The 25,767-nt window shown below is 68.9% G+C and carries 26 protein-coding genes and 4 pseudogenes; 13 read left to right on the top strand and 17 right to left on the bottom strand.

The window, feature by feature from the left end; all coding sequences use genetic code 11:
- The first annotated feature begins 64 nt into the window (after positions 1-64).
- Positions 65-1,162, top strand: coding sequence for an IS630 family transposase (locus ACFWHU_RS24370; RefSeq protein WP_387227106.1), 1,098 nt, complete (start codon positions 65-67; stop codon positions 1,160-1,162).
- A gap of 251 nt (positions 1,163-1,413) precedes the next feature.
- Here ACFWHU_RS24370 and ACFWHU_RS24365 read toward each other — a convergent pair whose 3' ends face one another.
- Together ACFWHU_RS24365 and ACFWHU_RS24360 are read right to left on the bottom strand one after the other, a co-directional pair.
- Entirely contained in the window at positions 1,414-2,049 is a 636-nt protein-coding gene (locus tag ACFWHU_RS24365) for a DUF2238 domain-containing protein (RefSeq protein ID WP_387227280.1), read from the bottom strand.
- 294 nt (positions 2,050-2,343) lie between these two features.
- On the bottom strand, positions 2,344-2,817 hold the full coding sequence (locus ACFWHU_RS24360) for a hypothetical protein (protein ID WP_387227104.1): 474 nt from the start codon (positions 2,815-2,817) through the stop codon (positions 2,344-2,346).
- Positions 2,818-3,272: 455 nt separating this feature from the next.
- Here ACFWHU_RS24360 and ACFWHU_RS24355 point away from each other — a divergent pair, with 455 nt between their 5' ends.
- Positions 3,273-3,428 carry a hypothetical protein gene (locus tag ACFWHU_RS24355; protein WP_387227101.1) on the top strand — a complete coding sequence of 52 codons (156 nt, stop codon included), beginning with the start codon at positions 3,273-3,275 and terminating at the stop codon, positions 3,426-3,428.
- 137 nt (positions 3,429-3,565) lie between these two features.
- Here ACFWHU_RS24355 and ACFWHU_RS24350 read toward each other — a convergent pair whose 3' ends face one another.
- The gene (locus tag ACFWHU_RS24350) at positions 3,566-4,324 is read right to left on the bottom strand and encodes a hypothetical protein (RefSeq protein WP_387227099.1); all 759 of its coding nucleotides are present in this window, start codon (positions 4,322-4,324) and stop codon (positions 3,566-3,568) included.
- 588 nt (positions 4,325-4,912) lie between these two features.
- On the opposite strand from ACFWHU_RS24350, the pseudogene ACFWHU_RS24345 reads away from it, so the two are divergent.
- Positions 4,913-5,169, top strand: a pseudogene (locus tag ACFWHU_RS24345) (transposase); the annotation flags it as partial.
- 130 nt (positions 5,170-5,299) lie between these two features.
- On the opposite strand, the gene ACFWHU_RS24340 reads toward ACFWHU_RS24345, so the two are convergent.
- Positions 5,300-6,247 carry a lytic polysaccharide monooxygenase gene (locus ACFWHU_RS24340; RefSeq protein ID WP_385792781.1) on the bottom strand — a complete coding sequence of 316 codons (948 nt, stop codon included), beginning with the start codon at positions 6,245-6,247 and terminating at the stop codon, positions 5,300-5,302.
- A 353-nt stretch (positions 6,248-6,600) separates the two neighbouring features.
- On the opposite strand from ACFWHU_RS24340, the gene ACFWHU_RS24335 reads away from it, so the two are divergent.
- Together ACFWHU_RS24335 and ACFWHU_RS24330 are read left to right on the top strand one after the other, a co-directional pair.
- Positions 6,601-8,004, top strand: coding sequence for a glycoside hydrolase family 6 protein (locus ACFWHU_RS24335; protein ID WP_387227096.1), 1,404 nt, complete (start codon positions 6,601-6,603; stop codon positions 8,002-8,004).
- Positions 8,005-8,220: 216 nt separating this feature from the next.
- Positions 8,221-8,520, top strand: a pseudogene (locus ACFWHU_RS24330) (N-acetyltransferase); the annotation flags it as partial.
- A gap of 306 nt (positions 8,521-8,826) precedes the next feature.
- Here ACFWHU_RS24330 and ACFWHU_RS24325 read toward each other — a convergent pair.
- Positions 8,827-9,396: a class I SAM-dependent methyltransferase gene (locus tag ACFWHU_RS24325; RefSeq protein ID WP_387227094.1), complete on the bottom strand. Its 570-nt coding sequence runs from the start codon at positions 9,394-9,396 to the stop codon at positions 8,827-8,829.
- 116 nt (positions 9,397-9,512) lie between these two features.
- Between ACFWHU_RS24325 and ACFWHU_RS24320 the strand changes: the two genes are divergently transcribed.
- The 3 genes and pseudogenes from ACFWHU_RS24320 (at position 9,513) to ACFWHU_RS24310 (ending at position 11,318) form a co-directional block, all read left to right on the top strand.
- Entirely contained in the window at positions 9,513-10,175 is a 663-nt protein-coding gene (locus tag ACFWHU_RS24320) for a TetR/AcrR family transcriptional regulator (RefSeq protein WP_387227092.1), read from the top strand.
- Positions 10,176-10,587: 412 nt separating this feature from the next.
- A pseudogene (locus ACFWHU_RS24315) lies at positions 10,588-10,875 on the top strand (DUF1524 domain-containing protein); the annotation flags it as partial.
- Positions 10,876-10,970: 95 nt separating this feature from the next.
- Positions 10,971-11,318 carry a hypothetical protein gene (locus ACFWHU_RS24310; RefSeq protein WP_385792786.1) on the top strand — a complete coding sequence of 116 codons (348 nt, stop codon included), beginning with the start codon at positions 10,971-10,973 and terminating at the stop codon, positions 11,316-11,318.
- Positions 11,319-11,368: 50 nt separating this feature from the next.
- Here the strand turns inward: ACFWHU_RS24310 and ACFWHU_RS24305 are convergent, their stop codons facing one another.
- The 5 genes from ACFWHU_RS24305 to uppS form a co-directional block, all read right to left on the bottom strand.
- On the bottom strand, positions 11,369-11,575 hold the full coding sequence (locus tag ACFWHU_RS24305; protein WP_387227090.1) for a hypothetical protein: 207 nt from the start codon (positions 11,573-11,575) through the stop codon (positions 11,369-11,371).
- 23 nt (positions 11,576-11,598) lie between these two features.
- Complete coding sequence (locus tag ACFWHU_RS24300; protein WP_387227088.1) at positions 11,599-11,931, bottom strand: DUF6233 domain-containing protein; 333 nt, start codon at positions 11,929-11,931, stop codon at positions 11,599-11,601.
- A 114-nt stretch (positions 11,932-12,045) separates the two neighbouring features.
- Positions 12,046-12,183 carry a hypothetical protein gene (locus tag ACFWHU_RS24295; protein WP_385792790.1) on the bottom strand — a complete coding sequence of 46 codons (138 nt, stop codon included), beginning with the start codon at positions 12,181-12,183 and terminating at the stop codon, positions 12,046-12,048.
- Between the two features lie 788 nt (positions 12,184-12,971).
- Positions 12,972-14,441: an oxygenase MpaB family protein gene (locus ACFWHU_RS24290; RefSeq protein WP_387227086.1), complete on the bottom strand. Its 1,470-nt coding sequence runs from the start codon at positions 14,439-14,441 to the stop codon at positions 12,972-12,974.
- Positions 14,438-15,157: a polyprenyl diphosphate synthase gene (gene uppS, locus ACFWHU_RS24285; RefSeq protein WP_385792817.1), complete on the bottom strand. Its 720-nt coding sequence runs from the start codon at positions 15,155-15,157 to the stop codon at positions 14,438-14,440. The genes ACFWHU_RS24290 and uppS overlap by 4 nt, the downstream gene beginning before the upstream one ends.
- A 432-nt stretch (positions 15,158-15,589) precedes the next feature.
- Between uppS and ACFWHU_RS24280 the strand changes: the two genes are divergently transcribed.
- Positions 15,590-16,120, top strand: a complete 531-nt coding sequence (locus ACFWHU_RS24280) for a hypothetical protein (RefSeq protein ID WP_387227084.1) — start codon at positions 15,590-15,592, stop codon at positions 16,118-16,120.
- Between the two features lie 615 nt (positions 16,121-16,735).
- Here the strand turns inward: ACFWHU_RS24280 and ACFWHU_RS24275 are convergent.
- Positions 16,736-17,575, bottom strand: coding sequence for an alpha/beta fold hydrolase (locus ACFWHU_RS24275; protein ID WP_385792798.1), 840 nt, complete (start codon positions 17,573-17,575; stop codon positions 16,736-16,738).
- Between the two features lie 582 nt (positions 17,576-18,157).
- On the opposite strand from ACFWHU_RS24275, the gene ACFWHU_RS24270 reads away from it, so the two are divergent.
- Positions 18,158-18,328, top strand: a complete 171-nt coding sequence (locus ACFWHU_RS24270; protein ID WP_385792799.1) for a hypothetical protein — start codon at positions 18,158-18,160, stop codon at positions 18,326-18,328.
- A 256-nt stretch (positions 18,329-18,584) separates the two neighbouring features.
- Here the strand turns inward: ACFWHU_RS24270 and ACFWHU_RS24265 are convergent.
- The 4 genes and pseudogenes from ACFWHU_RS24265 to ACFWHU_RS24250 form a co-directional block, all read right to left on the bottom strand.
- Positions 18,585-18,718: pseudogene (locus tag ACFWHU_RS24265) on the bottom strand (ATP-binding protein); the annotation flags it as partial.
- An 18-nt stretch (positions 18,719-18,736) separates the two neighbouring features.
- Positions 18,737-20,161, bottom strand: coding sequence for an MFS transporter (locus tag ACFWHU_RS24260; RefSeq protein ID WP_387227082.1), 1,425 nt, complete (start codon positions 20,159-20,161; stop codon positions 18,737-18,739).
- Between the two features lie 133 nt (positions 20,162-20,294).
- Positions 20,295-20,495 carry a hypothetical protein gene (locus ACFWHU_RS24255; protein ID WP_387227080.1) on the bottom strand — a complete coding sequence of 67 codons (201 nt, stop codon included), beginning with the start codon at positions 20,493-20,495 and terminating at the stop codon, positions 20,295-20,297.
- A 216-nt stretch (positions 20,496-20,711) separates the two neighbouring features.
- On the bottom strand, positions 20,712-20,909 hold the full coding sequence (locus ACFWHU_RS24250) for a hypothetical protein (protein ID WP_385792801.1): 198 nt from the start codon (positions 20,907-20,909) through the stop codon (positions 20,712-20,714).
- 502 nt (positions 20,910-21,411) lie between these two features.
- Between ACFWHU_RS24250 and ACFWHU_RS24245 the strand changes: the two genes are divergently transcribed.
- Both ACFWHU_RS24245 and ACFWHU_RS24240 read left to right on the top strand, forming a co-directional pair.
- Complete coding sequence (locus tag ACFWHU_RS24245; protein ID WP_387227078.1) at positions 21,412-21,924, top strand: SMI1/KNR4 family protein; 513 nt, start codon at positions 21,412-21,414, stop codon at positions 21,922-21,924.
- Between the two features lie 12 nt (positions 21,925-21,936).
- Positions 21,937-22,617: an SMI1/KNR4 family protein gene (locus tag ACFWHU_RS24240; RefSeq protein ID WP_387227076.1), complete on the top strand. Its 681-nt coding sequence runs from the start codon at positions 21,937-21,939 to the stop codon at positions 22,615-22,617.
- Positions 22,618-22,687: 70 nt separating this feature from the next.
- Here ACFWHU_RS24240 and ACFWHU_RS24235 read toward each other — a convergent pair.
- Positions 22,688-23,544, bottom strand: a protein-coding gene (locus ACFWHU_RS24235) for an IS5 family transposase (RefSeq protein ID WP_387227278.1) whose coding sequence is annotated in 2 segments (ribosomal slippage) — positions 22,688-23,199 and positions 23,199-23,544 — 858 coding nt in all. Because the reading frame shifts where the segments join, the coding sequence is not laid out codon by codon here.
- Between the two features lie 494 nt (positions 23,545-24,038).
- Entirely contained in the window at positions 24,039-24,986 is a 948-nt protein-coding gene (locus tag ACFWHU_RS24230) for an SDR family NAD(P)-dependent oxidoreductase (RefSeq protein ID WP_385804354.1), read from the bottom strand.
- A 109-nt stretch (positions 24,987-25,095) separates the two neighbouring features.
- On the opposite strand from ACFWHU_RS24230, the gene ACFWHU_RS24225 reads away from it, so the two are divergent.
- Positions 25,096-25,761 (top strand): TetR/AcrR family transcriptional regulator, encoded by a 666-nt coding sequence (locus tag ACFWHU_RS24225; RefSeq protein WP_385804366.1) that lies wholly within the window; start codon positions 25,096-25,098, stop codon positions 25,759-25,761.
- The last annotated feature ends 6 nt before the right edge of the window (positions 25,762-25,767 follow it).

The following is a 25,767-nucleotide window of genomic DNA, read 5'->3' as shown; positions in this document are numbered from 1 at the left end:
GGGTCATCGACGCGCTGCTCGTCGGCCAGCAGACTGTCTCCAAGTCCTGATCTTGGAGGTGGTCGTGGGACGTCGACCGAGTGTGTTCGTCCGGCCGGTCGGCATGGAGGAAGGCCGGAAGTTGCAGCGGATCAGCCGGACCGCGAAGGACCCGGTTCGGCTGCGCCGGGCGGTCGTGGTGCTGATGTCCGCCCAGGGTCAGACGGTCAAGGACATCACCACGCTGATGCAGGTCGGCGAGGACTACGTGCGCGATGTCATCCACGCTTTCAACGAGCGGGGGTTCGACGCGCTGGACCCAAAATGGAGCGGGGGACGACCCAGCACGATCAGTGACGAGGTGCGCGAGCACATCTGCCTGATCGCCCGGACGTCCCCCGCCGACTGGAAGATCGCCGCCTTCTCCACCTGGAGCCTGAGGAAGCTCGCCGAACACCTCATCAAGCAGAAGGTGACCGCGGCCATCAGCCGGGAGACCCTGCGCCGGATCCTGCGTGAAGGCAAGGTTTCCCGGAAGACCACCACCACGTGGAAGGCGTCCACTGACCCGGAGTTCATCGCCAAAATGCACCGGGTCCTGGCGCAGTACGACACCCCGCCGACGGATGGACGGGTGATATGCGTCGATGAGTTCGGGCCGCTGAACCTGATGCCCCGCAAGGGCAAGGGGTGGGGCCCGGTGCGCTGTCCGCGCCGGCTGCGAGCTACCTACAACCGGTACGGGGGTGTGATGCACATGCTCGCCGCCCTCGACCTGGCCACCGGGAAGATCTACTACCGCATCCGCAAGCGCAAACGGTGGCGCGAGTTCCGCGGCCTGCTCAAGAGCATGCGGGCCCGCTGGCCAGGCGAGAAGCTGTACGTGGTGTCGGACAACTCCTCCCCGCACAAGCACGTCGACGTCCGCACCTGGACCGTAGACAACGACGTCGACCTGGCCTTCCTGCCGACCTATGGATCCTGGCTGAACTGGATCGAGGCCGAGTTCGCGGCCCTGCGCTACTTCGCACTCAACGGCACCGACCACCGCACCCACGCAGAGCAGAACGCCGCCATCGCCGCCTATGTCCGCTGGCGCAACACCCGCGCCGAACCGAAATCCAACTTCGCGCCCGACTCCCCGATCCGCCAGTGGACCGAATACCCGGCCAAGGCAGCGTGACAAGCCACTAGGAGGCTCTCGGTGTTCATGGCGCCGTGCTCCCCGCGCCCGCGGAGATGGTCCCCGGGTCGAGGCGTACGACGTCCGGACCGGCACGTGCTCCCCGCGCCCGCGGAGATGGTCCTAGGGTGAAGCCGGGTGGGCGGGCGAGCGGATCGTGCCCCGTACGCATCGACCTCGCCCGCTCGGCCAGCACCCCAATTCCATCGGATCATGCTGAGTCTCGGCTCGGCCGTCGCTGCGGCCTCCCCTCACGGGGTGGCGGTCAGCCTGCTCCGGCCCAGACGGGCGAGGGCGCGGTCGTGGACGCGGCTCAGGAGTAGCAGGGCGCAGGTGGCGCCGATCAGGGCGCAGAACATGTCCCACTGGGTGTCCCAGACGTCTCCCTGGGTGCCCAGGAAAGCGTCTGCGGCCTCGCCTCCGGTGACCGCCGCGAACCATTCCAGCATCTCGAAGGCGGCGCTGAAGGCGAGGCAGGCGCAGACGGTGAGCGGGGCGAGCCAGCGGCTGCCGCGCAACGGGGAGGTGCGGACGAGGAGTTCGCGTACCAGGATGGCCGGGACGAAGCCCTGGACGAGGTGGCCGAAGCGGTCGTAGGGGTTGCGGTCCCATCCGAGCCAGTCGCGCACCCAGTCCCCCGCGGGCACCTCCGCGTAGGTGTAGTGACCGCCCGCGATGAGGACCAGGGCGTGCGCCGCCAGCAGCCCGCACAGCAGACCGCTCAGCGGGAAGCGGTGGCGCAGCAAGATCGCCAGCGGCAGGCCCGCCATCACCCACACTGTCTCCAGCAGCCAGGTCGTCGGATCGGCCGCGCCGAACCTCGACACGACGAGCGCCGCGGTCACCGCGACGGCCAGGGCGGCCGGCAGACGGCGCCGGGGCGACATCCTCGCGTCCAGCGTCGGGGCGGGGGCGGGGCGGGTGACGGTCACGGACTGCTCCTCGCATTCGGGGCGGGCCCTCACTATCGGGCCCGCCCGCGACCGCCCTCATGAGTACGTGTACTCAACCCACCGCGTCGCACCACCCGGTCAGGGTGAGTTAGGGCGGAAGACAACCCATGCGGGAGGCGGCGCGTCCTCTCACACGACATCGACGGTGGAAGCTGCTGCCCCGCGCCCGCGGGGATGGTCCCAGTCCCGGTTTTTCCATTCCGCCTGCTCCTCGCGCGAGTTGTCGCTTCACTGGTCATCGAGGGATGGCTGTCGGGCGAGGAACTCCTCGAACGCCGCCTTCTGCTTCGGATCCATAAAGCCCTGGCGGACGTTGCGGGCCTGCTCTTGGAGCCAGTGCGCCTCCTCGGGGCCCAGGAGCTCGGCGACGACCGCGCCTCCGCGAGCGACCGCGGTGCGCCCTCCTACGCGACGACGAAAGAGCGTAAACGCGCCGAATCCCGCTGGGTAGGCCAGTTCCGGCTTCTCCGTTTCGTCCCGGTTCTCGTCCCCAGCGTCACCCGCCGAGTAGGTGGTGGGGGCCCAATGCTCCCAGAGCGCCAGCGTGGCCGCAGGCACCAGAACGGCGCGCTCCGCCTCTTCACGCCCCTCCCAGATGAACGTGACAGTGACGGGCTCGCCGACCGCCTCGGCCAGCCCGAGCACCCTCTCAATCTCATCGTTGACCGGGTAACCCGCCACTACATCGATCTGAATTCCCATGGCGCCTGAGGCTACTGACCGCTTCCGACGCGCCAGGCCGACATCGTCCCCGGTCTGCTGCCCGCGACGCGGGGATGGCCCCGTCGCCGAGGACCGGAAGCACGTCAGGACCTACTGTCCGCCCGTGCACGCGAGGTTCTGTCCACCGTCGATCGACCTCGAAGACAGAGGTGAGTCGTATCCTTTAGCTGTCCTGAGACCAGCGTTCCGTCCAAGGCGACTTACTGCGTGAGTTCCGATTTGGCGGTTTCGGTGAAACTACGCTCAAACGACAACAGTCCCTGACGAATCGCCAGGTCACCGAGCCTGCTGCCCCGCGCCCGCGGGGATGGTCCCTCCCGCAAGTCGGTGAAGCGCGTGCGCTGCTCCTCGTAAGCGGGGGGCTCGGAGCGGGTGATCAGCGACGCCCGCCGCCCGTGTACGTCCGCGGCGAGCCATACGCGGTCATCTGCCCCGTGGCCAGCCGCGTCCCCGCCCTGCGCCGCAGCCTGGCCCCGCTCGTCCTCTTTGCCGACTCCGAGCGAGAGCGCAGCGGCATCGCCGCCCAGGCCAACGCGTCGAGATGCTCACGGTTGCGCAGGTTCCCACCCAGCGAGGACGAGGCGGTCTAACCGTCAAACAGGCCGTGATCCGGATGTCCGACCTCCACCGGATGTAGCGCCCGGCTCTTCAGGAAACCGCCGTAGCGCAGCGCGCGCCACGGCTCGCCAGGCTTCCATCCCTCGCCGCAGGGAGTCTGTTCAAGCTCTTACCACTGGCGGCTCAGCTGGACGCATTGCGTATGAATCTCGGCGAGTAGGCCGGCGTCATCGTCCGCTGTGGGACGGTTGAGACGTTGTAGCAGTTCACGGTGCAGGCGTAGCGCATCCTCGCTGCCGGTGGCGGCGAGGACGGTTGACCACAGGGGACGGTCGGAAGGAGTCTCTTTCTCTACGATCTCCAGGATCGCCAGTCTGTCCTGATTGGTGAGGCAGCCAAGTTCACGCTGACCGGTCTTGTCCTGGATCTCATGCAAGGTGGTGGCGCGCTTCTCGCGGGCCGCCTTCTTCAATGCACCCAGGAGAAAGGGCGCCAGGTAGCTGAGCTTCTCGGCCCGCTCACGCTGTTCCGCCCGCTCACGCTCCGTCCGCGCACGCTGCTCCTGTTCCCGCCGGGCCTCGCGCAGCATACGTTTTCTGTCCAGTTCGCGTTGCGCGGCTTCCTGCTCCTCGCGGAGCCGCACTCGCGCGGCACGGACCGTCTCCCGCTCCTCGGCCGTCACATCAAGGTCCCGCATCATCTGGTCGGCCCTGGCAAGGAGGATGGCGTTGGGCTGTTGCCGCAGTTGTGCCAGAACGTCCCGGCGCTCCTGGGCTCGCTTCTCGAGCGCGGCCTGACCGCGGCCGAGCGCCAGGCGCAGCCGACCGACGTTCTCCTGGAACTTCTCCTCCTCCAGCAGCCGCTGGATCGATCTCAGCGCGCTGAACAGGTGCTCCGGCTGGTCCCGCAGAGCACGGTCGAGATGCATCAGTGCACGTTTTACCGGGTCGTCCTGACGGGCGGTACTCGCCGCCTGCGAACGGGCAAGTGTCGGCAACCCTTCACAGTCGCCGCCTCGGCGCTGGGCCGACCGTGCTCACCACGACACCCATTGTGCGTCTGGCCTCGGTCGGTGGTCGCCGCTTCGAGCCGTCCGTCACAATCATCCGTGGCGGGGCCCGGCAGCCGGTAGGGCGTGGCTGGTTGAGTTCGCGGAGGGCGTGGTCCCCGGAGCCGGGAAGGCCCGGCGTCACCGTTCGCGCGTCGTCGTCTGCCAGCCGACGGCTTGCGCGGCGGCCGGTCCACCTGCCGCAGCACGGCGGCCCGGTGGGCGGAGAGCGCGGCCTCGTAGCCGGGATTCCGTGGGCAGGTGCCGGCCGGCTCGGCGGGTGCCGCCCCGGTGCGGGCAGGGGCCTTCGCGGGTGGGAGGGCGGCGGGGGCGTCGACGTGGCCGGGGGCGAGAATCATCAGGCGACGTACGGTGTCGTCGCCGGTGATCGTGTTGACTTTCCCGATGATCTGCCGCTGGTAGAGGTCTAGGCCGTTTTTTTCGGATCATCTGATCGTTGGTTGATGCGTGTCGTTGACTGACGCCCAGTGGGCGCGGATTGAGCCGCTGTTGCCGGATCGGGCTCCTCGGCGGGGTGGGCGGTGGCGTGATCATCGGCAGGTGATCGACGCGATCGTCTGGAAGTACCGGACCGGTTCGCCCTGGATGGACATGCCCGCCGAGTTCGGGCCCCGGCCGGCGAGCCGGCCGACCATGCCATCGGGCGTTCCCGCGGCGGGCTGACCACGAAGATCCACCTCGCGTCCGACGGCAACTGCCGCCCCTGACCTTCGCTCTCACCACGACATGCCGGTGACGGCCCCGGACAAACAGACGATGCTGATGCAGTGCGGTGCGACGTGAACGACCTGAACGGTGAGAGGGCCCCGGCGGCGGCGCCGGGGCCCTCGGCCGTCAGCCGAGCTGCCTTGCCCGGCGGTTCCGGTTGAAGACCAGCGCGCCACTGGCGAAGACGACTGCCCCCAGGCCCGCCACTACCGAGGGCACGGCGACGGCCGACTCGTTGCTGGAGGCTGCCAGCTTCTCGCCGGCCGCGGCGTGTTCGGTATGTCCGGCGGCGTGGATCGGGTCGGCCTTGGTGTTCTCGACGTCCGCCCCGAGCGCCTCGACCTCGGCGGCCGACCGCTCGCCGCCCGCCAGACCGGTGACCTCACCGTTGCCGCCGTCGAAGACGATGTCGGAGCAGGAGAAGAAGTTCTCCTGGCTGTCGGAGCGGATCCACTGGACGAAGAGCATGTGCTGACCGCTCCGTTGCGGTAACTGTTGGTTCCAGTAGTAGTGGCCTTCGTTCGTGCCCACACCACCGTTCTGCGGCGGGTTGGTCACCGTCTGAAGGTGGTCCAGGTCGCCCCACGCGAGGGCCTTGGTGGGGCTCCACCCGCTCTTGGTGAGGTACACCTCGAACTTGCCTGGGTGGGCGGCCCAGTTGCTGTACTTGAGCTGGATGTTCGCACCCGAGGTCAGGTGCGTCTTCGGCCAGTCGGTGCGGACCGCGTTGTACGCGGAGAAGTTGTACGGGCTGCGGTCGCCCGCACTGCACAGCTTCCCGTCCGGGACGTAACCCGCGCCCCTGCCACCGGCGTTGGAGTCCAGAACGGCGAACCAGTTGTACAGCGGGGTGGTACCGGTCTGCCGGACCGCGGCGGCGCAGGCGGGGTTGGACGGCATCTGGGTCGAGCCGTTCTGGAGCAGGTCCTTGTAGCACAGGTTGGTCCGCGAGCCGGGCATGATGCTGACGCCGTGCGCCGATGCCGGGGACGGCACGGACAGCACCGCGGCGACAACGCCCGCGGCCCCGGCTAGGGCCAGCGTGCGCCGGGCACGGACCGAGTTGATGGCCATGAGTGGTCTCCTTCGTGAAGGTTCTCTTTCGAGCACCGACCGATCGGCCGGGACCTGTCGCGGGCGTCGCCCCATGCTGCGGGAGCCGACCGTTCGGGCCCGGCGATCGACCTGCAAGAGGGTCTGGCGTGGATGGTGGGGGGTTGACGGGGCTATGGGAGCGCTCCCATCTGCAACGTAGCGCGTGGGGGTGGAGTAGTAAATGGCCTCGTCGCGTCCAAGCATTGACAGGTCTCGGTCAAGGCTTGACGATGGGAGCGCTCCCATTGTTAAGAACGTGCAACTGAACCGGGCAAATCACACGTCTTCCCCCTTAGGGGTGAAGACCCAAATCCTCCGGAGGTAGTTCGCACATGACACCCCCCACCCCCTCAGTCGCCTTACCCCAACGACGAGTCCACCGCGGCCTGGTCGCTCTCACCGTCGGCGCGATGCTGCTCACCGGCGGCGCGGTCACCCAGCTCACCACCACCCCCGCCTCCGCGTCCGCAAAGGCCGCCGCAAAGGCCGCCGCCCGCGTGGACAACCCGTACGCGGGTGCCAAGGTGTACGTGAACCCGCTGTGGTCCGCGAAGGCCGCGGCCGAGCCCGGCGGCAGCAGAATCTCCGACCAGCCCACCGCCGTGTGGCTCGACCGCATCGCCGCGATCAAGGGTGTGGCCGGCGGAATGGGCCTGGAGGCCCACCTCAACAGGGCCGTCAACCAGGGCGCGCAGACGATCCAGCTGGTCATCTACAACTTGCCCGGCCGTGACTGTTCCGCCCTCGCCTCGAACGGCGAGCTCGGCCAGACGGATCTCCCCCGGTACAAGAGCGAGTACATCGACCCGATCGCGGCGATCCTGGCCAAGCCGGCCTACGCCAACCTGCGCATCGTGAACATCGTCGAGATCGACTCGCTGCCGAACCTGGTCACCAACGTCTCGCCCCGCCCGACCGCGGTCCCGAACTGCGACACCATGAAGGCGAACGGAAACTACGTCAAGGGTGTCGGCTACGCGCTGGCCAAGCTGGGCGCGATCCCGAACGCGTACAACTACGTCGACGCGGGTCACCACGGCTGGATCGGCTGGGACGACAACTTCAACGCCTCCGCGAAGCAGATCGCCGAAGCCGCGAAGGCCGAGGGCAGCACACTGGCCAACGTGCACGGCTTCATCGCCAACACCGCGAACTACGGCGCCACCACCGAGCCGTTCTTCAAGATCGGCGACACCGCCAACGACGGTCCGATCCGCGAAAAGTCCAAGTGGATCGACTGGAACCGCTACGTGGACGAGCAGTCGTTCGCCCAGGCGTTCCGTACCGAGGTCCAGAAGGAAGGCTTCTCCCCGGACGTCGGCATGCTGATCGACACCTCCCGCAACGGCTGGGGCGGCGCGGCCCGGCCGACCGCCGCGGGCCCGAAGACCACCTCGGACACGTACGTCAACGGAGGCCGCACCGACCGCCGGATCCACCTGGGCAACTGGTGCAACCAGAAGGGCGCCGGTCTCGGCGCACGGCCACAGGCGGCCCCGGCACCCGGTATCGACGCGTACGTCTGGGTCAAGCCCCCGGGTGAGTCGGACGGCGCCAGCAAGGTGATCGAGAACGACGAGGGCAAGGGCTTCGACCGGATGTGCGACCCGACGTACACCGGTAACCCCCTCAACGGGAACAACATGTCCGGCGCCCTGCCGGACGCGCCGCTCTCCGGCCACTGGTTCCCGGCCCAGTTCCAGGAGCTCATGAGGAACGCCTACCCGGCGCTCTGACCGACGCCCCGAGCAGTTGCGATATCCGTGTCACCGCGTGAAAGCGGAAGGGTGCGGGCCCGGTCTCCGATCCGGCCCGCACCCTTCCCGGGCCGACGACCTCCCCGTCCCGGAGGCCGTACCAAATCAGAGGGGCGCCGGGCCGCAGGCCGTTAACGTGCCCGTACGGAACTGACCGTCACCACCCTCGCCGAACGTCCCGAACTCGTCGGTCCGATGTGGCGGATGCTCGACACCTGGCCCGCCTTCATGCTCCACGACCCGGTGGGCTGGGCGAACATCGGCCGGATCGTCGCCGAACTGCCCGAGTACGTCCTCGTCGGCACCGACGAGGAAGGGACCGTCGTGGCCCGCGCCTTCAGCGTCCCCTTCCAACTCCGCACCGAGGGGCGCGAGACGCTGCCGGCCACCGGCTGGGACGATCAGGAACTCCTGTGGGCGTTCTCCGATCTGCGCCACGGCAGGAAGCCCGACACCGTCGACGCCGTCGAGATCACGGTCGCCACCGGCCGGCAGATGTTCCGAAAGAAACGGCCTAGTTGGGTCCGGTAGGCGGGCGAGACGGGCCGCAGGTGCGGGGGGCGGGATGGTCCCAACGACCCCGAACTCGCAGGTCTCGGCTACGACTGCTCCCCGCGCCCGCCGGGACGGTCTCTTCACGGTCGGGTCCCACATCAGGGGGCCGAAGTGCTCCCCGCGCCCGCGGGGATGGTCGACGCCCTGCTCGGACTCGGCGCCGACCGGCGCAAGGCCACCCTTCACCGCCTCGGACATGCTCAACCTGGCGGCCCGCTCGGGTGAAATTGCCGGATGCGGCTGAGTTCATGCCGCGGCGGTGCGGCGCAGCGTGAACCAGAAGGTCGGGACCGGGTTCGTGCCGGGTGTCACGTCGGCCAGATGCCACCCAGCGAACCTGGCGCTGAGTTCGTCCGCGGTGACGCCGGACCACGAGTCGTCAAACGCCCCGGGCCCGTATCCGAACATCAGCAGTCGTGCGCCGGGGGCGGCACGCTTGGTGAGGCCGGCGGCGTAGGCGTCGCGGCGGTGCGGTGGGATCCCGCAGTAGCAGCTCAGGTCGAAGAACAGGTCGTAGGGGCCGGGCACGCCCACCTCGTCGAGTCGGGTGGCGTCCCCGCACAGCACCGTGACGTCCGCTTCGGCCGCGTCGGCCTTCTCCCTCGCCTGTCGGACCGCGCGGTCGACCAGGTCGACGGCCGTCACTCGCCAGCCGTGCCGGGCCAAATACACCGCGTTGGTCCCGGTGCCGCAGCCGAGTTCGAGTACCCGGCCCGCCATGAGCGCGCCGGGCCCCTCTATCAGGGCCACCAGCTCGGGCGGCGTGATGCCGCTGTCCCACGGCGGCTTGCCGTCCCGGTAGAAGTCCTCCAGCACGCGGCGTACAGCGGCCTCTTGGTCGAGCTCCGCAGCCGTCCGAGTTTCGCTGATCTCGACCCCTCAAGAAATTAGAGTTCATCTCTAGTGACTGACTCTAGAGATAGACTCTCGGCATGGATGCGGTCAAGGGATCCGACGGACAGAACGTCAAGCGCCCCGACAAGCGGGCCGAGCGCTCGCGGCGTACCCGCGAGAAGATCGTCGTGGCGGCGCGGGAGCTGTTCGTCGCGCAGGGGTACGGTGCGACAAGTCTTCAAGAGGTCGCGGATCGGGCGGGTGTGGCCGTCCAGACCGTGTATTTCGTGTTCCGCAACAAGCGCGCGCTGTTCAAGGACGTCGTCGACACATCCATCGCGGGCGACGTCGAACCGGTCGCCACGATGGACCGCGACTGGTTCCGCGCCGCGTGCGCCGAGCCCACCGCGGCCGGGCAACTGCGCGCCCACGTACGGGGCGTACGCGACATCCTCGGCCGTGTCGCCCCGATCGTGCCGTTGATCGCGGCTGCCGCAGCCACGGACCCGGAGATCGCAGCCCAGTGGCCCGCCGGCCCCGACCCGCGCTACACCGTCCAGCACGCCGCGGCGAAGGGACTGACCTCCAAGCCCGACGCCCGCCCCGACATCGACACCGCCCGCGCCGCCGACCTGCTCTACGGACTTCTCAGCCCGGAGCTGTACCTGATCTTCGTCCGCGACCGGGGCTGGTCCCCCGACGCCTGGGAGAAGTGGGCCTGCACAGCCCTGATTGCCCAGCTCTGCACCGAACACGAGTAAGCCACCGACCTTCGGCGGCAACTGACGAGGCAAGGCCTGCGGCCGGCTGCGGCTGGCCGAGACCAATCGGGACGCTCAACTCCGCTGCACCGTAGCCGTCGTCGCGAGCGCTGCGGCGTCCGATGCGCTTCCCGCGCCTCAGGGATGGCCTACGAGGCCGCCGGCCCTGATCCCCGTACGCGCGGGGAGGTGTCCTGGCTGCGGCTCGTCGGGCGGTTGCGGCCTGGGGCTTTCGGTCCGGTTGAGGAGTCCGGCGACGCTGGTGGTGCGGGTCGGAATAGAGTCGGAGCAACGGTCCGTGACGGTCAATCATGCCCGTGCTCTGCTGGACCCGCTCGAATCGCGCGCCGGCCCTTCGCTCACCCTCTGGCAACACGCGGTTCAACCAACTTGCCTGACCGGTAGAGAATTTTCCGGGGCGTCCGCGTGGACTGCGCAGCGGCGCGAGGCGTACGCGAACGACCTGGACGCCGACCGCAGCCTGGTCGCGGTCACCGTGAAGACAAACCGTAGCAAGTCGGATCAGGACCCGGCCGAGTGGATGCCGTCGTCGGCCGACGCGCGCTGCACGTACATCGCGGACTGGGTGTCCACCAAGCTCCGCTGGCAGCTCGCCGCCGACCAGACCGAGCGGGACGCGCTCGCCCGGATCGCCGAGGGCTGCGGCCAGCAGCAGGTGGACTACACCGTCGCACCATAGCCATCTGCGCGGTGCGCAGGAGATTCAAGATTTACCGAAGGAGTCCTCAAAGGTGTGTTGCGAGGCTTCCCTCAACCGACTCAAGGGGGAACAACATGCGCATCCGACGTGCACTTGCCGTCGCCGGTGTCACAGCCGCACTCAGCACCGGGCTCGCCGCCACGCCAGCCACTGCCGCAGATGCCGCCGCTGTCACCTGTTCTTGGCCCAAACCCACCAACACCGGGTACACCTACCACGAAGTGAACGACGAGGGCCCCATCAGAAAGGGTCCGTACGGCGTGTGCGACCCGGTGGGCACCGGTTGGCAGGGGGGTGCCCTGCAGCTCGTGTGCTATGCCGCCAACGATTACGGCAACACGTGGTCCTACGTCCGGGGTATCGGCTGGATGTTTGACGACTACTTCGACGACGGCGGTTCCCAGGAACGGTGCACCTACTAACACGCCCACGTGACTGCGCCCACCCTCGTAATGAGGTGGGGCGCTGTGCGTCATACCGTGCACTCGTGCGCCTGGCCACCCCGCCACTCCACCCACGACGGGTCGTCCAGGTTCATGTCCGGATCCGTCAGCCCAGCCGCTTCGAGGAAAACCACCAGGTCGTGGTCCGAGTGCGCCAGACCGAGGATCTGCCCACGGGCGGTGACCCGCCGGCCGCCGGATGGTGACAGATGGTGCACGACTATCGGCGCTGCCATACCTCCAGGGTGCGCTCCGCTCGTCACTCCAGCACGCCGAGTTCCTTGTCAGGCTTACACCGGGCGCAGGGCGGGACGCCGCCGCGCGTCAGGGCCTCGATCGCCTGCTCCCGGGTGATGGCCTGCATGAAGAACTCGCTCCAGCACTCGCCGGTGTGGACCAGCTTGGGGAGTGCGCGCTCTCCGCGTTCGAGTGCCCAGTCCGGTGTGGGCGAGGGTGGCCGGCGTCGGGCGTGCTCGGCGGCGCGCTGCTCGGCGTCCTGGATCCACCGGTCGGTGCGCGCGAGGTCGGCCTCTTGGACGCGGCGTAGGAAGTGGAGCGCGTCGAGGCGTTCCTCCGGATTGGATTCGGACACGCGTTCGAGTGTAGGTGGCAGGCACCCGAGCAGCACGAAGCCCCCGACCGTGATGGCCGGGGGCGGGTTCGTGTGCGCGAGCTGCGGGCGCCACACCTCGGGAAATACCAAAAGCTATTGGCCCTGACGGCGAGGCGCCTCAGAGAGACCGGCTTCGGCGAGCGCGAGCCGCAGCACTTCGGTCATGGGCACGTCGACCGCCTCGGGGGTGAGGTCGGGTTCGCGGGCACGGCCGTACCAGACATCGCTCATGTCGACGCCGTCCACAGCATCTAGCACCGCTTCAACGTGGCCCTCGAAGACCCGTTACTGCCCGTTGGACAGCATCGGGCCGCCGCGATAGATGGAGAGGCGGGTTTGCCCGGCCGCGTCCTTCCAACCAGGATCTGGGTGCCGATGCCAGGATCCGGATGGCACTCAGCACAGGGGACGGCGAAGTCTCCTTCGGCTGATGTGGAGCCGATGTCCAGGTGGTGGCGGAACCGTGAGTCCTTGCACTACCCGCACCAGAGTTTCGGCTGATCCGGTGCCTGCCCCGGCGCCATGGCGGTGGTTCGATCGGTCAGCATCGCCGCCATGCGAAGCGCGGCGGGAGCGGGGGCTTGGTAGGGCCTGCCCAGAAGGCAGCATGCGGTGGCGGGGTCGCGACCGGTCGTCTCTGCGGCGGCGGTTATGGAGAGGCGGGATATCTGGCAGCGAACTGCGAGCTGCTGAGGCGGATTTCGCTGCCCAACGGCCACGTCGAGTACCGAGAGCGGATCAGCGACCTCATCGCGAACCGAGCCGCGGCCAGCGGGGAAAGCTCCCCGTCATCTGGGCGTGGTCTCCGACCCAGTCGCCAGCACGGGAATCATTACTTCTGCGGACCGTTCTCCCGTGTTGCCGCCTGGCTGGCGGCGCTGTCAGAGCGATGAGTGCGTGGATGAGAAGCGCGTGTTGAGGAGGTCCTGCCGCTCATGGAAGTTTCGCGGGCACCTGAGCCGCAAGTCCGGACGTGGGCGCAGGAGCGTGCGGCCCTGGCCGCCACGTGCACGAGTTCGTCAGGCGTCGGCGAGAAGTGGGTCGTACGGGGTGCTTGTGCGGCGGCCCGACATGAAGGAGAGGAAGTCCCCCACGAAGGTGCTCCGGCCGTAGGCGCCGTCGGTGGGGTTGAGGTCGCGGTGGAAGGCGGTGCGGAAGAGGGTTCGGTGCTCGTCGGCATCAATGCTCCCGCTGCCGTCCTTGTCGGTGGCGTCGAAGAGCACCTCGGCGACGCGGATGAGCGCGGGTCCGGCGAGGGAGGGGATGGCGGCGGCGTACTCGTCGGCGCTGACGCGGCCGTCGCCGTCCGTGTCGAGAGCGGCCTGGAGCTCGCGCCACCAGGCGGCGAAGGCGTCGTAGAGCCGGGTCTCCTCGGGCTCGTCCAGGTCGAGGCGGGTGGACAGTTCGCGTGCCATGGCGGCGAGGTCAGGCCAGTCGAGGTAGCCGTCGCCGGTCTGGTCCAGCACTTGGCGGAAAAACTCCCCCGCTGAGCGTCGGCCCTCTCCCGTGCCCGCGGAAGGCGCCGGGCCCGGGCCTGGGCCGGCGTCGCCGCCCAGCGGTGTGAGGAGACGGAGCAGGGCCGACGCCCGCTTCATGCGGGCGCGCAGGCCGGCCACGGTCCGGGCACGGGGGTCGTCACTGCCAGGGGAGAGGGAGAGGACTTCGATGACGCTTTCGGCGCTGATCCAGCCCTCGGGCAGGAAGCGGGCGAGCCCGGCGGCGAGGTAGGCACCCTGCATGAGGGTCTGGGCGCCGGGCATCTCCGGCAGCCCGGCCCTGCGCCGGTATGGCTCGGGGAGCGAGGCGACAGTGATCGCGCCGAGGAGCGGGCCGGCGACGGCCCGGCCGGCCGCCCACAGCGTCGGCGCGCCCGCGAGCAGCGCCGGGGCGGGCAGGTGGTCGAAGAGCCGGTAGAGGATGACGCGGGCCGCTTCGGTGTTCTCGAGCTCGTTTTCGACGACCCGGTCGAAGTACCGCCAGAAGTCGTCCAGGTCCGCGGGGAGTTCTGCGGCGTCGCCGTCGAGCGCGGCGAGGAACGTGCGGTACTCGGCGTACATCCGCTCCATCGTGTCCTGGTCGAGCGGCTGGCCGCTCAGCCGGCACATGGTGACAGCGCTCTCGAAGAGGGTGGCGACCACCCAGGCCCGGGCCGCGCGGTCCATCGCGTCGTAGGCGCGGCCTCGGGAGTCGGACCCGCTCATGCGGGCGTGCAGCCGGTTGAGCCGAGCGGCCTCCCATTCGCGTACCGCGGGGTCGGCGCCGAACATGCGCCGCATGCTGAGGAAGGTGTTGCGCAGCCGGCGCCAGGGGTGGGCGACGAAGGTGGAGTTGTCGACGAGGGCGGCGCCGATCTGCGGGTGAGCGGCCTCCAGCACGGTGGCGCGGATCATGGCCAGCGCCCAGCGCGGGTCGTCGAAGAAGGCGCTGAACTGCGATTCCGGGCCGAACAGGGATGCCTCGTCGGCCGTGCCCGTGGTTTCGGTGGTCATGATGGGTCTCCGTCGGTCAGGGGCGGCACGCCGCCGAAGCGGCGGTCGCGGCACCGGTAGGTGTGCAGGCACGCGAGGAACTCGGGGGCCCGGAAGTCCGGCCAGAGCACCTCGGGGAAGACCCACTCGGCGTAGGCAACCTGCCAGAGCATGAAGTTGGAGATGCGCTGCTCGCCGGAGGTGCGGATGACGAGGTCCACGTCGGGGGTGTCGGGGAACGGCAGGTGGTCCGCGAAGAGCCGCTCGGTCACCTCATCAGCGGGCGTCCTGCTGCGGATCAGCGACCTTGCGGCCTCCACGATGTCCCGGCGCCCGCCGTGGTCGAAGGCCACGGTCAGTGTCATCCCGCGGTTGTCGGCGGTCAGCGCCGCCAGATCGTCGAAGTCCCGGGCCAGTTGACGGGGGATACGCGGGTCGGCGACCCCGAGGAAGCGACAGCGGATGCCACGGGCCAGCAGCAACGGCGCATGCTTCCGAACGACCCGGCGGACCAGGCGCATCAGATAGTCGACCTCCGCGCCAGGGCGGTTCCAGTTCTCAGTGGAGAAGGCGTACAGGCTGAGCCACTCGACACCGGCGGCCCGGGCCGCCTCGATGATGTCGATGACGGTAGTCTCCGCAGCCCGGTGGCCCGCCGTCCGGGGAAGCGAACGCCGCTGCGCCCAGCGGCCGTTGCCGTCCATCACGCAGGCAACGTGCCGCGGCACCGCACGCACCGGCCCGTCGTCCTGCCGCAGCTCGTCGCCGTACTGTCGCCCGCCCGGCCGGTCCTTCGTCGCCGGGCGGGCGTGCGGGACGCCGTGGTCCGTCACGCTCAGCCCCCTCTCCCCCGGAACGGCACGGTCGGCCCTACCGCGCTCGGCCACGCCCACCCCGTCTCGCCCATACCCACGCCCCACCGGCGCGTTCCCTCCCAAGAGCCTGACGGCGCGAAAGAGTCCTGACCGGCCAATCGGGTGACTGTCACCCTTGGCTCATATGTCCGATTCTCGCGTTCCGGCATCGGCAGCTTCTCCGCTGACCGCGATCGACAACCTCGTCCGCGCCAGCACCACCTGTCTCCCGTCGAGGTAGACGATGTGGTCCATGCGCCCTGCCCGAAGTAGGCGTAGTCGACCTGTGCTGCGATCGAGGTCGGTTCGCTCGAGGTGGACGATCTGTCCGGGAAATTGGGCGTAGAGGGCGATCATGAGACGTTCGCGGGAGCGTCGAGCGGTCCAAGGGACGCCGGCCCCCGTCAGACCGCCCCCGGCGCCCTCGGCGAACTCCTCGAACGGACCTGGTCAACCTGGCGGAAAGCCCTCCGTGAAGAAGAAGACCAGTACACCGCCCGCGTGTTCACCCCCTTCACCCGTGAGGGAAAACCCGTCGGCGCCTTCGAACTCGCCTCCGGCTCCGGACACGGCGACGGAGACGACGACGGCCTGGGCGGAATCAAAGCCCTCTCCCGCCTCGGCGACCACGACCCGTTCGGGCTGTCGCCCTTCCACCTCCACGCACTGATCCGCTCCACCATCCGCGGCGCCGAGGACGACACGGACGACCGCTGGTCGGAGCGCGACCGGAAGCGTGCCGCAGAGCGGGCTCTCGCCGCGCTGGGCGAGCGGTGGAGGGCCGGCGGCCGGAGACCGTCTGCTGCTGAGCGGCTGCCTGCGCCAAGGCCTCGCGCTGGCCCGTGACTTCGCCCTGGAGCCGGGCTGGCTCACCGACGCCGCATGGGTGTACGTCGGCGACTCCGTCTGGGAAACGCTCGCCACGCCCACCCGGAACGACGCCGACGGCATGCGGAGTACAGCGGCTGCTTGTCCAACGACTGCGGCAGACACCAAGCGCCGACCCTGCGGCTGATGGAGCGGCCCTTCGTCCGCGAGAACGCCTTCGGGCTGTGGCCGTACCACCTGCACGGACTGATCCGCTCCACCGTCCGCAGCGCCGACGACGGCGGCCCACGCCCTCGTCGAGTTCCTGGCCGTGCTCGCCCGTCGCCAGCACGAACACCGCTCGATCACCGGCTCCCGCCTCACCGCTGTGCCGAGCGCCGGATTGCTCTCGGCCGACCGGCGGGGCCTCGCACACCTGGCGCCTCTCGCGCGGCTGTGGAGCAGGCCGGTACTGCTGCATGGCCGCCCAAACTTTGAGAATGCGTCAGCCTTCAAGTGCCAAATTCGCGGGGCTCATGGGTGCTGCGCCAGGATTTCGGTCTCCACGCCCTTATTCGGAGCGTGGAGACCGAAGTCATGCGGGAGCGCGGTCTACCGACATTGCGGTGTCTCCGCTGCGATCGCGCTCGACCTTCAGCCGCTGTTCTGGACGGCTCGGATCACGACGTCGGTGACGTCCTTGGGGTTGGACACCATCGACAGGTGCGGTGCCTTCACACTGACGGTGTGGGAGCCGGCCCGTGCGGTCATGACTCTCTGCTCTGCCGGGGGGATGACCTTGTCCGCCGTGCCGATCAGGGCCCAGGACGGAATGGTCTTCCAGGCCGGTTTCCCAGAGGGCTCGTCCAGAGTGCTGGCAGCGAGGGGCCTCTGACCCGCTGCCAGCACCGCCGCCTTGTTGAGCGGGACACCTGCGGCGAAGATCTGAGGAAACAGCTTCGGCTTCACGTACAGGTCTACGTCTCCGCCTTGGTTGGGGATGGGCACGGTGTTGAATACCGTGCTGGGGTCGGCCACGGCCAGCGCCGATCCGGGCTTGGCAGCCGTCAGCTGCCCCACCGTTTCCCCCTTGTCGGGGATGTAGGCATCGATGTAGACGAGCGCCTTGACATTCTTATTGCCTGTCGCGGCGTTGGAGATGACGAATCCACCGTAGGAGTGCCCCGCCAGCACTACGGGCCCGGTGAGTGTCTGGAGGAAGGCCTTCAGATTGGCTGTGTCCGGGCGGACACCACGCAGCGTGTTGGGAGGAGCCAGGACGGTGAATCCTTGCTTCTGGAGACGCTCGGTGACCTCGGCCCAACTGGAGGCGTCCGCCCACGCTCCGTGCACCAGAACGATCGTCGGCGTCCGGCCATTTGACGGTCCACCGGCAGGCGCATGGCTGGTGCTGGCGGACGCGGAGCTTACCGCCAGAGTGAGTGCTGCGGTCGTCGCCAGCGATGCCAGAGTGAGCTGTCGCTTGTTCTTCACGTGAGTCTCTCTTTCATGGGATTCATCTGCCGAGATCCACTAGGACAGCGTCCACACCAGCCGCAGTGCTTTTGGTGAACGCGATAGCGCCGCACTCGACCTGAGTGGAAAGGCGCAGATTTCGGAACGGTCCGGTAATTCACGAACGAGATCCGAAGTCGAAGGACAGTGCCGCATCAGTGGGGTCCGGCATTTTGGCGCCGATCCGCCCTTGACCCGGCAGGCGGATTCCATAACCGCTATCCGTGTCCAGACAATTCATTGGGGACGCGAAAGTCCGGAAAACTTAACCTCCTGACTGCACCTCAACGGGGCCGCACCTTCCGATCGGCAGGGTCAGATTACTTCAGCACTCTTCAGTCTGCGCGTCGGGAAATCAAATGGAGTAGTCGACAGCCAAACGGCGCAGTAAAGCTGCAATATCGGCATTGAGAGAAGGTCTGGGTGTCGCCGCATGGAGAGCAAACCCTCGGAGTAACTGGACGCTTTGCGGACAGGGAAGCCGTCGCGGATTCGGGGCCTGCGCATCGTCCGGGACGACGAGGGATCGGCGGGCACTGCGTGACCCGGCACAATGTCCCGGTGACCCTCTTCACCTGCGCAAACTGCGAGCACCCTCTCACCGGCGATCTCCAGGAATCACAGGCCTCCCCGGCCAGCGATCACCTCTCCAACCATCACATCGCCGACCCGCGGATGGCGCAGGGCACCTACGCGATCAACTACGACGCCACGCTTCATCCTGAACCCTGACGACGTGCCAGGCACCGCTCTGCATCCCGACTCCGCGCGCCGCAGTGGCTGCTGCGGACTCCACGGCCAGGACGGCCCCAACCTCGTCTGCACAGACTGCGGGGTCGAGGTCGCCACCAAAGAATCGGACTGCTGGACCGACAACCTGGTAGCGCTGATAGGCGCCGCAGTCGTCAGCGGCTCGGAACCTCCGTCTTGAACCCGTTGACTTTCGGCGCTGCCTCGCACACGTTCGCCGGAACATGCGCGCTTTGCCGAAGGACTCGTTGGAGGCGAGGCGACGCTGTTCTTCTCTTCGCGTTCGGTCAGGACCTGGAAGAGGAGTTCGGCGCCGTGGCGGTCGAGTTCCATGTAGCCCAGCTCGTCAATGCAGAGAAGATCGACGCGGCCTCCGGCGGGTGGTCGTTCTCACCGGTTCCTGCTGGTCGGGGCACCGAGGTTCCTGAGCCTCGCCTTCGCGTCCTGCCAGCGAAGCATGTCCGGCCGGACCTTCACACCGGCGGTCCGGACGCCGACTGCCAGCAGCTGCGCGTACCGCCGGTGCGCGGCCCTGTAGAGATCCCGTCCGATGCGCGCTGCGCGCCCCGGTGGTCCATCATCGCTTGGACCAGGTTCGCAATCTGCGTCTTCCGCAGGCGCGGGCGACTTCGGCATGTTCGGTGATGAGTCCCGCAGTCCGCCGAGCGCCAGGACCGTCATCACCACCGCGGCCCCCGCCGCAATACCGAAACCGCCGTGCGCACCGCCAGCGTCCACCACCCTCCCCGCAACCGCCGCGGCGCCTGCTATTCCTGCCGCGCTTGCGGAGTTGCCCCAGGTGAACGCCTGGGTGAGGACGGCGCGCGGGACCGACGACTCTGTGAGCACGGAGGTGCGGATCAGTAGGACGGGCACGGCGAGTCCGGTCAGGGCGAGGGTGGCGCCGACCGCGAGGGGCGCGTCGAGGAATGTCAGCGGGAGGCTCGCGAGGGTGAGGCAGGCAGCGGCCGCGGCCTGGTGGCGCCGGGGTGAGCCGCCGTGGCGCCAGGCTCCGTAGGCCCAACCACCCACCAGGTTGGTGCAGTTGGAGGCGAAATAGAGCAGGGCCGCCGCGTCCGGCGTGCCGCGTCCGACAGCGTACGCGGCGACGGATACCTGCATCGCGCCGAAGAACACCCCGAGCGTGAGGCCGAGCGCGACCTGCCGCAGGAATGCGGAGCGGAGCAGGGCACGCCCGGCGTGCCGGCGTTCGGCGGGGCCGGTGAGGGGCGGCATGGTGCGGCGCTGGGCCGCGAGGGCGAGCCCGCCGACGACGACGAGCGCGGCGGCGAGCAGCACCCCGGCGCCCGGGCGGCCCGCCGCACCGAGGACGCTCACCAGGGCCGGGCCGGCCATGTAGGACACGCCGTTGGCGAGGGCCTCCAGAGCGAAGGCGGTGGGCAGCGCGGCAGCCCGTTCGCCGGACAGCAGGGCGGACCAGCGAGCGGCGGACAGGGCACTGAGCTGGGGCAGCGTTGCGCCGACGAGCACTCCGGCGACGAGGTCCGGAACGGCGCCGGCGAGCAGCAGCGCCACGGCCCCGGCATGTGCGCCCAGCGCGCAGGGAAGCACCCGCGCCTGCCCGAAACGGTCGACAAGGCGCCCGATTTGGGGCCCGGCGACGGCGTCCGCGACAGCGAATCCGCCGGTGACGAGACCCGCGGCGGCATACGACCCGGTGCGCGCGTGCACCAGCCAGACGATGCCGATCCCCGTCATGGCGATGCCCAGACGCCCGACAACGGCGGGAAGGAAGAAGGCCGCAGCACCCGAAGTGCGCAGCAGAGTACGGTAGTTCGCCGAAGCCGAAGGCACGACGCATCCCTTTCGCCGCCCGGCGGGACGCGCCACACGAGGTCGTCGGCGTCCGGATGTGCCGACCCGTGGCTGCGCCTGAAGCCGTCCAGTGGTGGCGTGGAGCGGGGACGCGCACCCCACGCCGACTCCGTCACCGGGCAGATGTCATGCGGTAGTTGATGACCTCAACGAGCGTAGAGGAACGGCGGAGCCCGTGGTCCTCGATCGTCCAGTTCCAGCGGGAGAGCTGTTGGCTGCGCTTCTGCGAGCAGGTGCGTTCGGAGGTCGGCGGCAGGGGGCTCTCGCAGACAGCACAGATGTGGGGTTCGTCCGCGAGCACCCGGTCGAGCACTCGGTCGAACGGGCGGTCCTCGCGAGCTGCCCACGGCCGACCACGGTGACGGCCCCCCGGTCGCGCAGTGCGCGTCTGGCCGGACGACCCGCCGCGCGCCGAACCGGCGGGCACCGCGGCGGCGTCGACGACGGCCCGAGGCTCCGGCGGGCGTCTGGCCGGGCTTGATCCGCTCGACCACCGGGGCGAGCGCGGTTTGGAGTGGGGTGGGTGCTGTCAGTCGGGTCGTGCGATCGTGTCGAGCTGGGCCTCGAGGGCGGCGAGGTCGGGATGGTCCCGGAGCTCGGCCGTCATCCGCTCGCGCATCTCGCCGGTGTACGCGGCGGTCAGCTCTTCCTCCGTCACCGCGAGCGTGCGGGCCAGGTCAGCGATCAGTTCGGGACTCAGGCCGTCGGACAGGGCGATGGACGCCACGATGATGACCGATCCGTGAACGCCGGCGCGCAGCCGGGCGACGACCGCGTCGTCCTCCTCGTCGGCGGTCGTCGTGGACAGCGACCGCCATGCGACGACCAGCTGCAGCCGGTCCGCCGGCGCCGCCCCGATCTCCGCCAGACGCTGCGGGTCACCGCCCAGCGCCTCGCGTACGCCGTCGATCGTCGCCGGAATCCGTACGGGTTCACCACCGATCGACGTCGTCCACGTCGCCGTGGACCGCGCCTTCTATCGCTACCGCGATCTCACTCGACGCCCTTCACGCAGTCGCGCGGACACCCGCCGGGGCACGGGGACGGGTCGGCCGTCACGCGGGCCTTGCTCCAGGCTGACCTCGGCCTGGCCGTGTTGTCGCTCGGGGCCGGTGCGGTGTCCTTGTGCGCAACACCCTCGTCCTGGGCACTGCCTGACGGGCAGTGGACCGAAGCAGCTGTCGGGCCGAGCACGATGTGCGCGAGGTGCTGTGTGCCAGGATGTGCTGGTGGACGACCTCAGTCGCGCCTGGGAGCACATCGAGACCTGGCTTCGAGGGCACCAGTGCACCGTTGCCCTGTACGAGCTGCATCCGGCTGCCTCCGAAGAGGCCGTCCAGGCCCTCCAGGACGCGATCCCGTACCCGCTCCATCCCCACCTCGTGCAGTGGCTCCGAATCCACGGCGGCGCCCCCATGTATGACGCACCCATCTGGCCGGGCGGCCACGTCCCGTACGACGTCGAAGCGCTCAAGGGCGGTCCGGATTACATGCGGGAGATGCTCGAAGAGTTCCACGACCAATTTGGCGAGGACCCCGAGGAATGGGCGATGAGCCCGTGGGCAGACCCGCTGTGGCTCCCCATCGCCGGTACGAACACCGGCGAGAGTCTCCTCATCGACCACCGGCCCGGCGCCACCTACGGCGACATCATCGAGATCGACTACGAGGGCAACGAGGTCACCGCGGTCCGCTGGAAGAGCCTGGGAGAGATGATCAGGCTGATGGCCCAGTCGCTGTAGACCGGCACCCCCATGCCGTACTCGCGCCGGTACTCGCGCGTTCCTCAACTGAACGATGGCCCGCCCAGCCATCTCACCTGGGTGCTGGAGGAAACCCGGGCCCATCAGCCCGAGGGCGAGCGGGCCACTCCCGAGGACCAGCTGGTCACCGCGGCGTGGGAGCGGCTGAGGGTCTGGCTGAGGCTGCGCGCGCCGGAGTCCTATGCATCGCTGCGGCCGGGCGCCTCCGGTCGCCGGATCGAGCAGGCCGAGCAGCGGCTGGGCTTCCCACTACCCGCTCCCCTGCGTGCCCTGTGGACGCTGAACGATGGTGTCACCGGCTCAGGTGCGGGCGCGTTCCTCAACGGGCTGGCGCTGATGCCGATCGAAACCGCCCTGGAGACCCGTGAGTTCCTCGCCGACGAGATGCCGGGCTGGGGCCCACGTTGGGTTCCCTTCACCGCCGACACGGTGGACGAGCCAAGGGCCGGCGATTTCATCGACTGCGACACCGGCCTGACCGGTACCTGGGCCAGGGACGAAGAACCTCGCATGCACCACACACCCGAGGGCGGTTTGACTCTGCCGGGGGCACTGGCACACATCGTTGAGGTTGTGATGGCGGGACCGGACCTGTCGATGCCGTTGATGGGCCGGGGCGGCGCCCGCACTGTGGCGGTGGGCCTACTTTTGGTGAAAGAGCCCCGGGATTAGGACATGGAAAGCCCCCTCCCGCTCGTCTGCGGGAGGGGGCTTTCCCTACTAGGGCGTTTCGTTCGGATCATCAGGCGGACCAGAGGAAGATGCCTGCGATGTGGAGTCCGGCGAGGTAGATGGTGGCGGTCTTGTCGTAGCGGGTGGCGATGCCGCGCCATTGCTTCAGCTTGTTGATGCAGCGCTCGACGGTGTTTCGCTGCTTGTATGCGTTGCGGTCGAAGGCAGGTGGCCTGCCGCCCTGGCTTCCCCGGCGAAGCCGGTGGCCCTGCTGGTCCGCCGGGACGGGGATCACCGCCCGGATGCCGCGCTTGCGCAGGTGGTCGCGGATGGCGCGTGATGAGTACGCCTTGTCGGCCAGGACCACGTCTGGCCTGGTGCGGGGCCGTCCTCGTCGGCGGGGAACGCGCAGACGGGCCATTACGTCGGTGAAGGCGGGCGCGTCGCCGGCCTGGCCGGCGGTGAGGACGAAGGCCAGGGGGCGGCAGTGGCCGTCGGCGGCAAGGTGGATCTTCGTGGTCAGTCCGCCGCGGGACCGACCGATGGCGCGGTCGTGCGGTTCGCCGGCCGGGGCCCCTTTTCGCGGGCACCGGCGGAGTGCTGGTGAGCGCGCACAATCGTGGAGTCCACCGAGACGGCCCAGTTGAGGTCCTCATCCGCGTCGGCCTGGGCCATCAGCGCGGTGAAGACCCGCTCCCAGGTGCCGTCAATGGCCCACATCCGCAGCCGGTTGTAGACGCCTCTCCAGTTGCCGTACTTCTCCGGCAGGTGGACCCACTGTGTTCCGGTCTGGAACTTGAAGGCGATCGCGTCGATCACCTCCCGGTGATCCCTCCATCGACCACCCCGCTTCGGCGTCCGGTCCGGGAGCAACGGCTCAATCCGCGCCCACTGCGCGTCAGTCAACGGCACACCCGGACCAACGATCAGATGATCCGAACGACAGGCCCTAGGCCGCCCAGAACACGACGCGGTCGCCGGGGGCGTCGGTGGATTGCTCCGCCGAGGTGACACCGGGCCGGAGGGCCCGGTGTCTTCCCGTTTCGCTGTCTCGTGCTCCCGGTCCCGAGGGGCCGGAAGTCTGACGGAGACTCCACGGGCGTTTTGCGTCTCCCCTGCACCGGGGGCGACGGGTCAAGCGGGTCAGCGACGGCAAGGAAGGACCGCCTGCGGCTGCCCCGCAGTCGAACCGTTTCGATCAAAGTCGGCCGACTTCGCTGGTCCACCTCGGCGGGACGTTCAGCTCCATCGGTGCGCGCGAGGGGGCGGCATGACACGGAGTCACAGGACGAGCCCGAGTACGGGCCCAACAGCCCCGACTACGGCCTGTCGTACGAGCCGGACACGTGGGCCGACCCTGAACCCATCGACGATCCGGCCCGCCCCCGCCGCGACAAGCCGGCGCCTCCTGCCGGCGCGGGCTACATCGTGGTGGCCGATCCGGAGGGAAACGAGTTCTGCTTGAACTGAACGACGGGGAACTTCACCCCGGTGAGGTCTTCGGAGACCGCCCACAGCCGCTGCTGGACGGCCACCTCGTACGACTGCGGGCTGGAGGTGACCAGCCGGGGGTGGCCCATGACCTCGTTGCGCCCGCCGGGACCGTAGTACTGGCCGCCGAGCGCGGCGGGATCGGTGGCGGCGCGCAGGGTCGGCAGCGCGCCCATCGCCGGCGTCTGGGTGATCAGCGGCGCGAGCCAGGTGAGGGGAAGCCGGAGGGCCGCAGGGGTGTTCCGTGCGAGCTCGGTGCTGGACATGCCGGGGTGCGCGGCCACCGCGACGGTGGTGCCGTGCGTGGCGAGCCGGCGCTGCAGCTCGTACGTGAACATCAGGTTGGCCAGCTTGGACTGACCATAGGCGGCGGCCCGGCCGTACGACCGCTCCCACTGCAGGTCGTCGAAGTGGATCGCGGCCCGGATGCGGTGGCCGGTGCTGCTGACCGTCACCACGCGCGAGCCGGGCACCGGCAGCATCAGGTCCAGCAGCAGCCCGGTGAACGCGAAGTGGCCGAGGTGGTTGGTGCCGAACTGCATCTCGAAGCCGTCCCGCGTGGTCTGCTTCGGGGTGTACATCACGCCGGCGTTGTTGATCAGCAGGTCGATCCGGTCGAACCGGGACCGCAGCGCCGCCGCCGAGGTCCGGACGGAGTCGAGCGAGGTCAGGTCCAGCGCCTGCACGGTCACGTCGCCGGTCATGCGGGCCGCGGCCTGCTCGCCCTTCTCGACGTTGCGCACGGCGAGCACCACGGACGCCCCGCGCTCGGCGAGCGCCTTGGCGGTCTCGTACCCCAGTCCGGTGTTGGCCCCGGTCACCACGGCCACCCGCCCGCGCTGGTCCGGAATGTTCGCCGTCGTCCACTTCTCGCTCATGTCAGGCTCCCAAATAGCTAACGTACCGAAGGTATCTTGTGTCGACGACGTTAAAGTACTTTCGGTACGTTGTCAACGTACCGCCGGTACCTAAGCTAGGCTGGTGATCGTGACTTTCCAGCGGGCGCGAACCGAAGAGCAGCGGGAGATCCGCCGACGGGCGATCCTCGACATGGCGTCGGCGATGCTCGACGAGATGCCTGTGGCCGCGGTCACCCTGAACGAGCTCAGCCGCCGCGTAGGCCTGGCGAAGCCGAACGTGCTGCGCTACTTCGAGTCTCGCGAGGCGGTGCTGCTGGAGCTGCTGGACCACTTCCTACAGGAGTGGCTGACGGAACTGGCAGGCGAGTTGGCCGCCGACATCGACGAGAATCTGCCCATGGCCGAGCGAGCGGCAGCGGTGGCCGAGGTCCTCAGCCGCTCACTCTCCGCCCGAGTGGTGATGTGCGACCTCTTCGGCGCACAGGGCAGCGTCCTGGAACACAACGTCTCCGTCGAGGTCGTGGCACGCTACAAGCGCGCCTCCCTGGACCGCCTGACAACCATGACCGCCCTCATCCAGAAGTACCTGCCGGAGCTGGGCGAGAACGCAACACTGTTCAGCCTGCAGACCATGGTCATGGCCGGCGCACTGTCGGCATACAGCACACCCCCGCCCAGCCTCCAGGCGGCCTACCAGGCCGAGCCCGACCTGGCCCGCTTCCACTTGGAGCTGGAGGACTCCTTGAAGCTGGCCCTGACCGCAACCCTCCTGGGCGTGCTACCCCGCCGCTGACCTGCG

The sequence above is a fragment of the Streptomyces sp. NPDC060366 genome, assembly GCF_042725135.1.
In the GTDB taxonomy this organism is placed as follows: Bacteria; Actinomycetota; Actinomycetes; order Streptomycetales; family Streptomycetaceae; genus Streptomyces.
The sequence above is the reverse complement of the archived record's forward strand: the minus strand, read 5'-3'. Positions and strand labels throughout refer to the sequence as shown.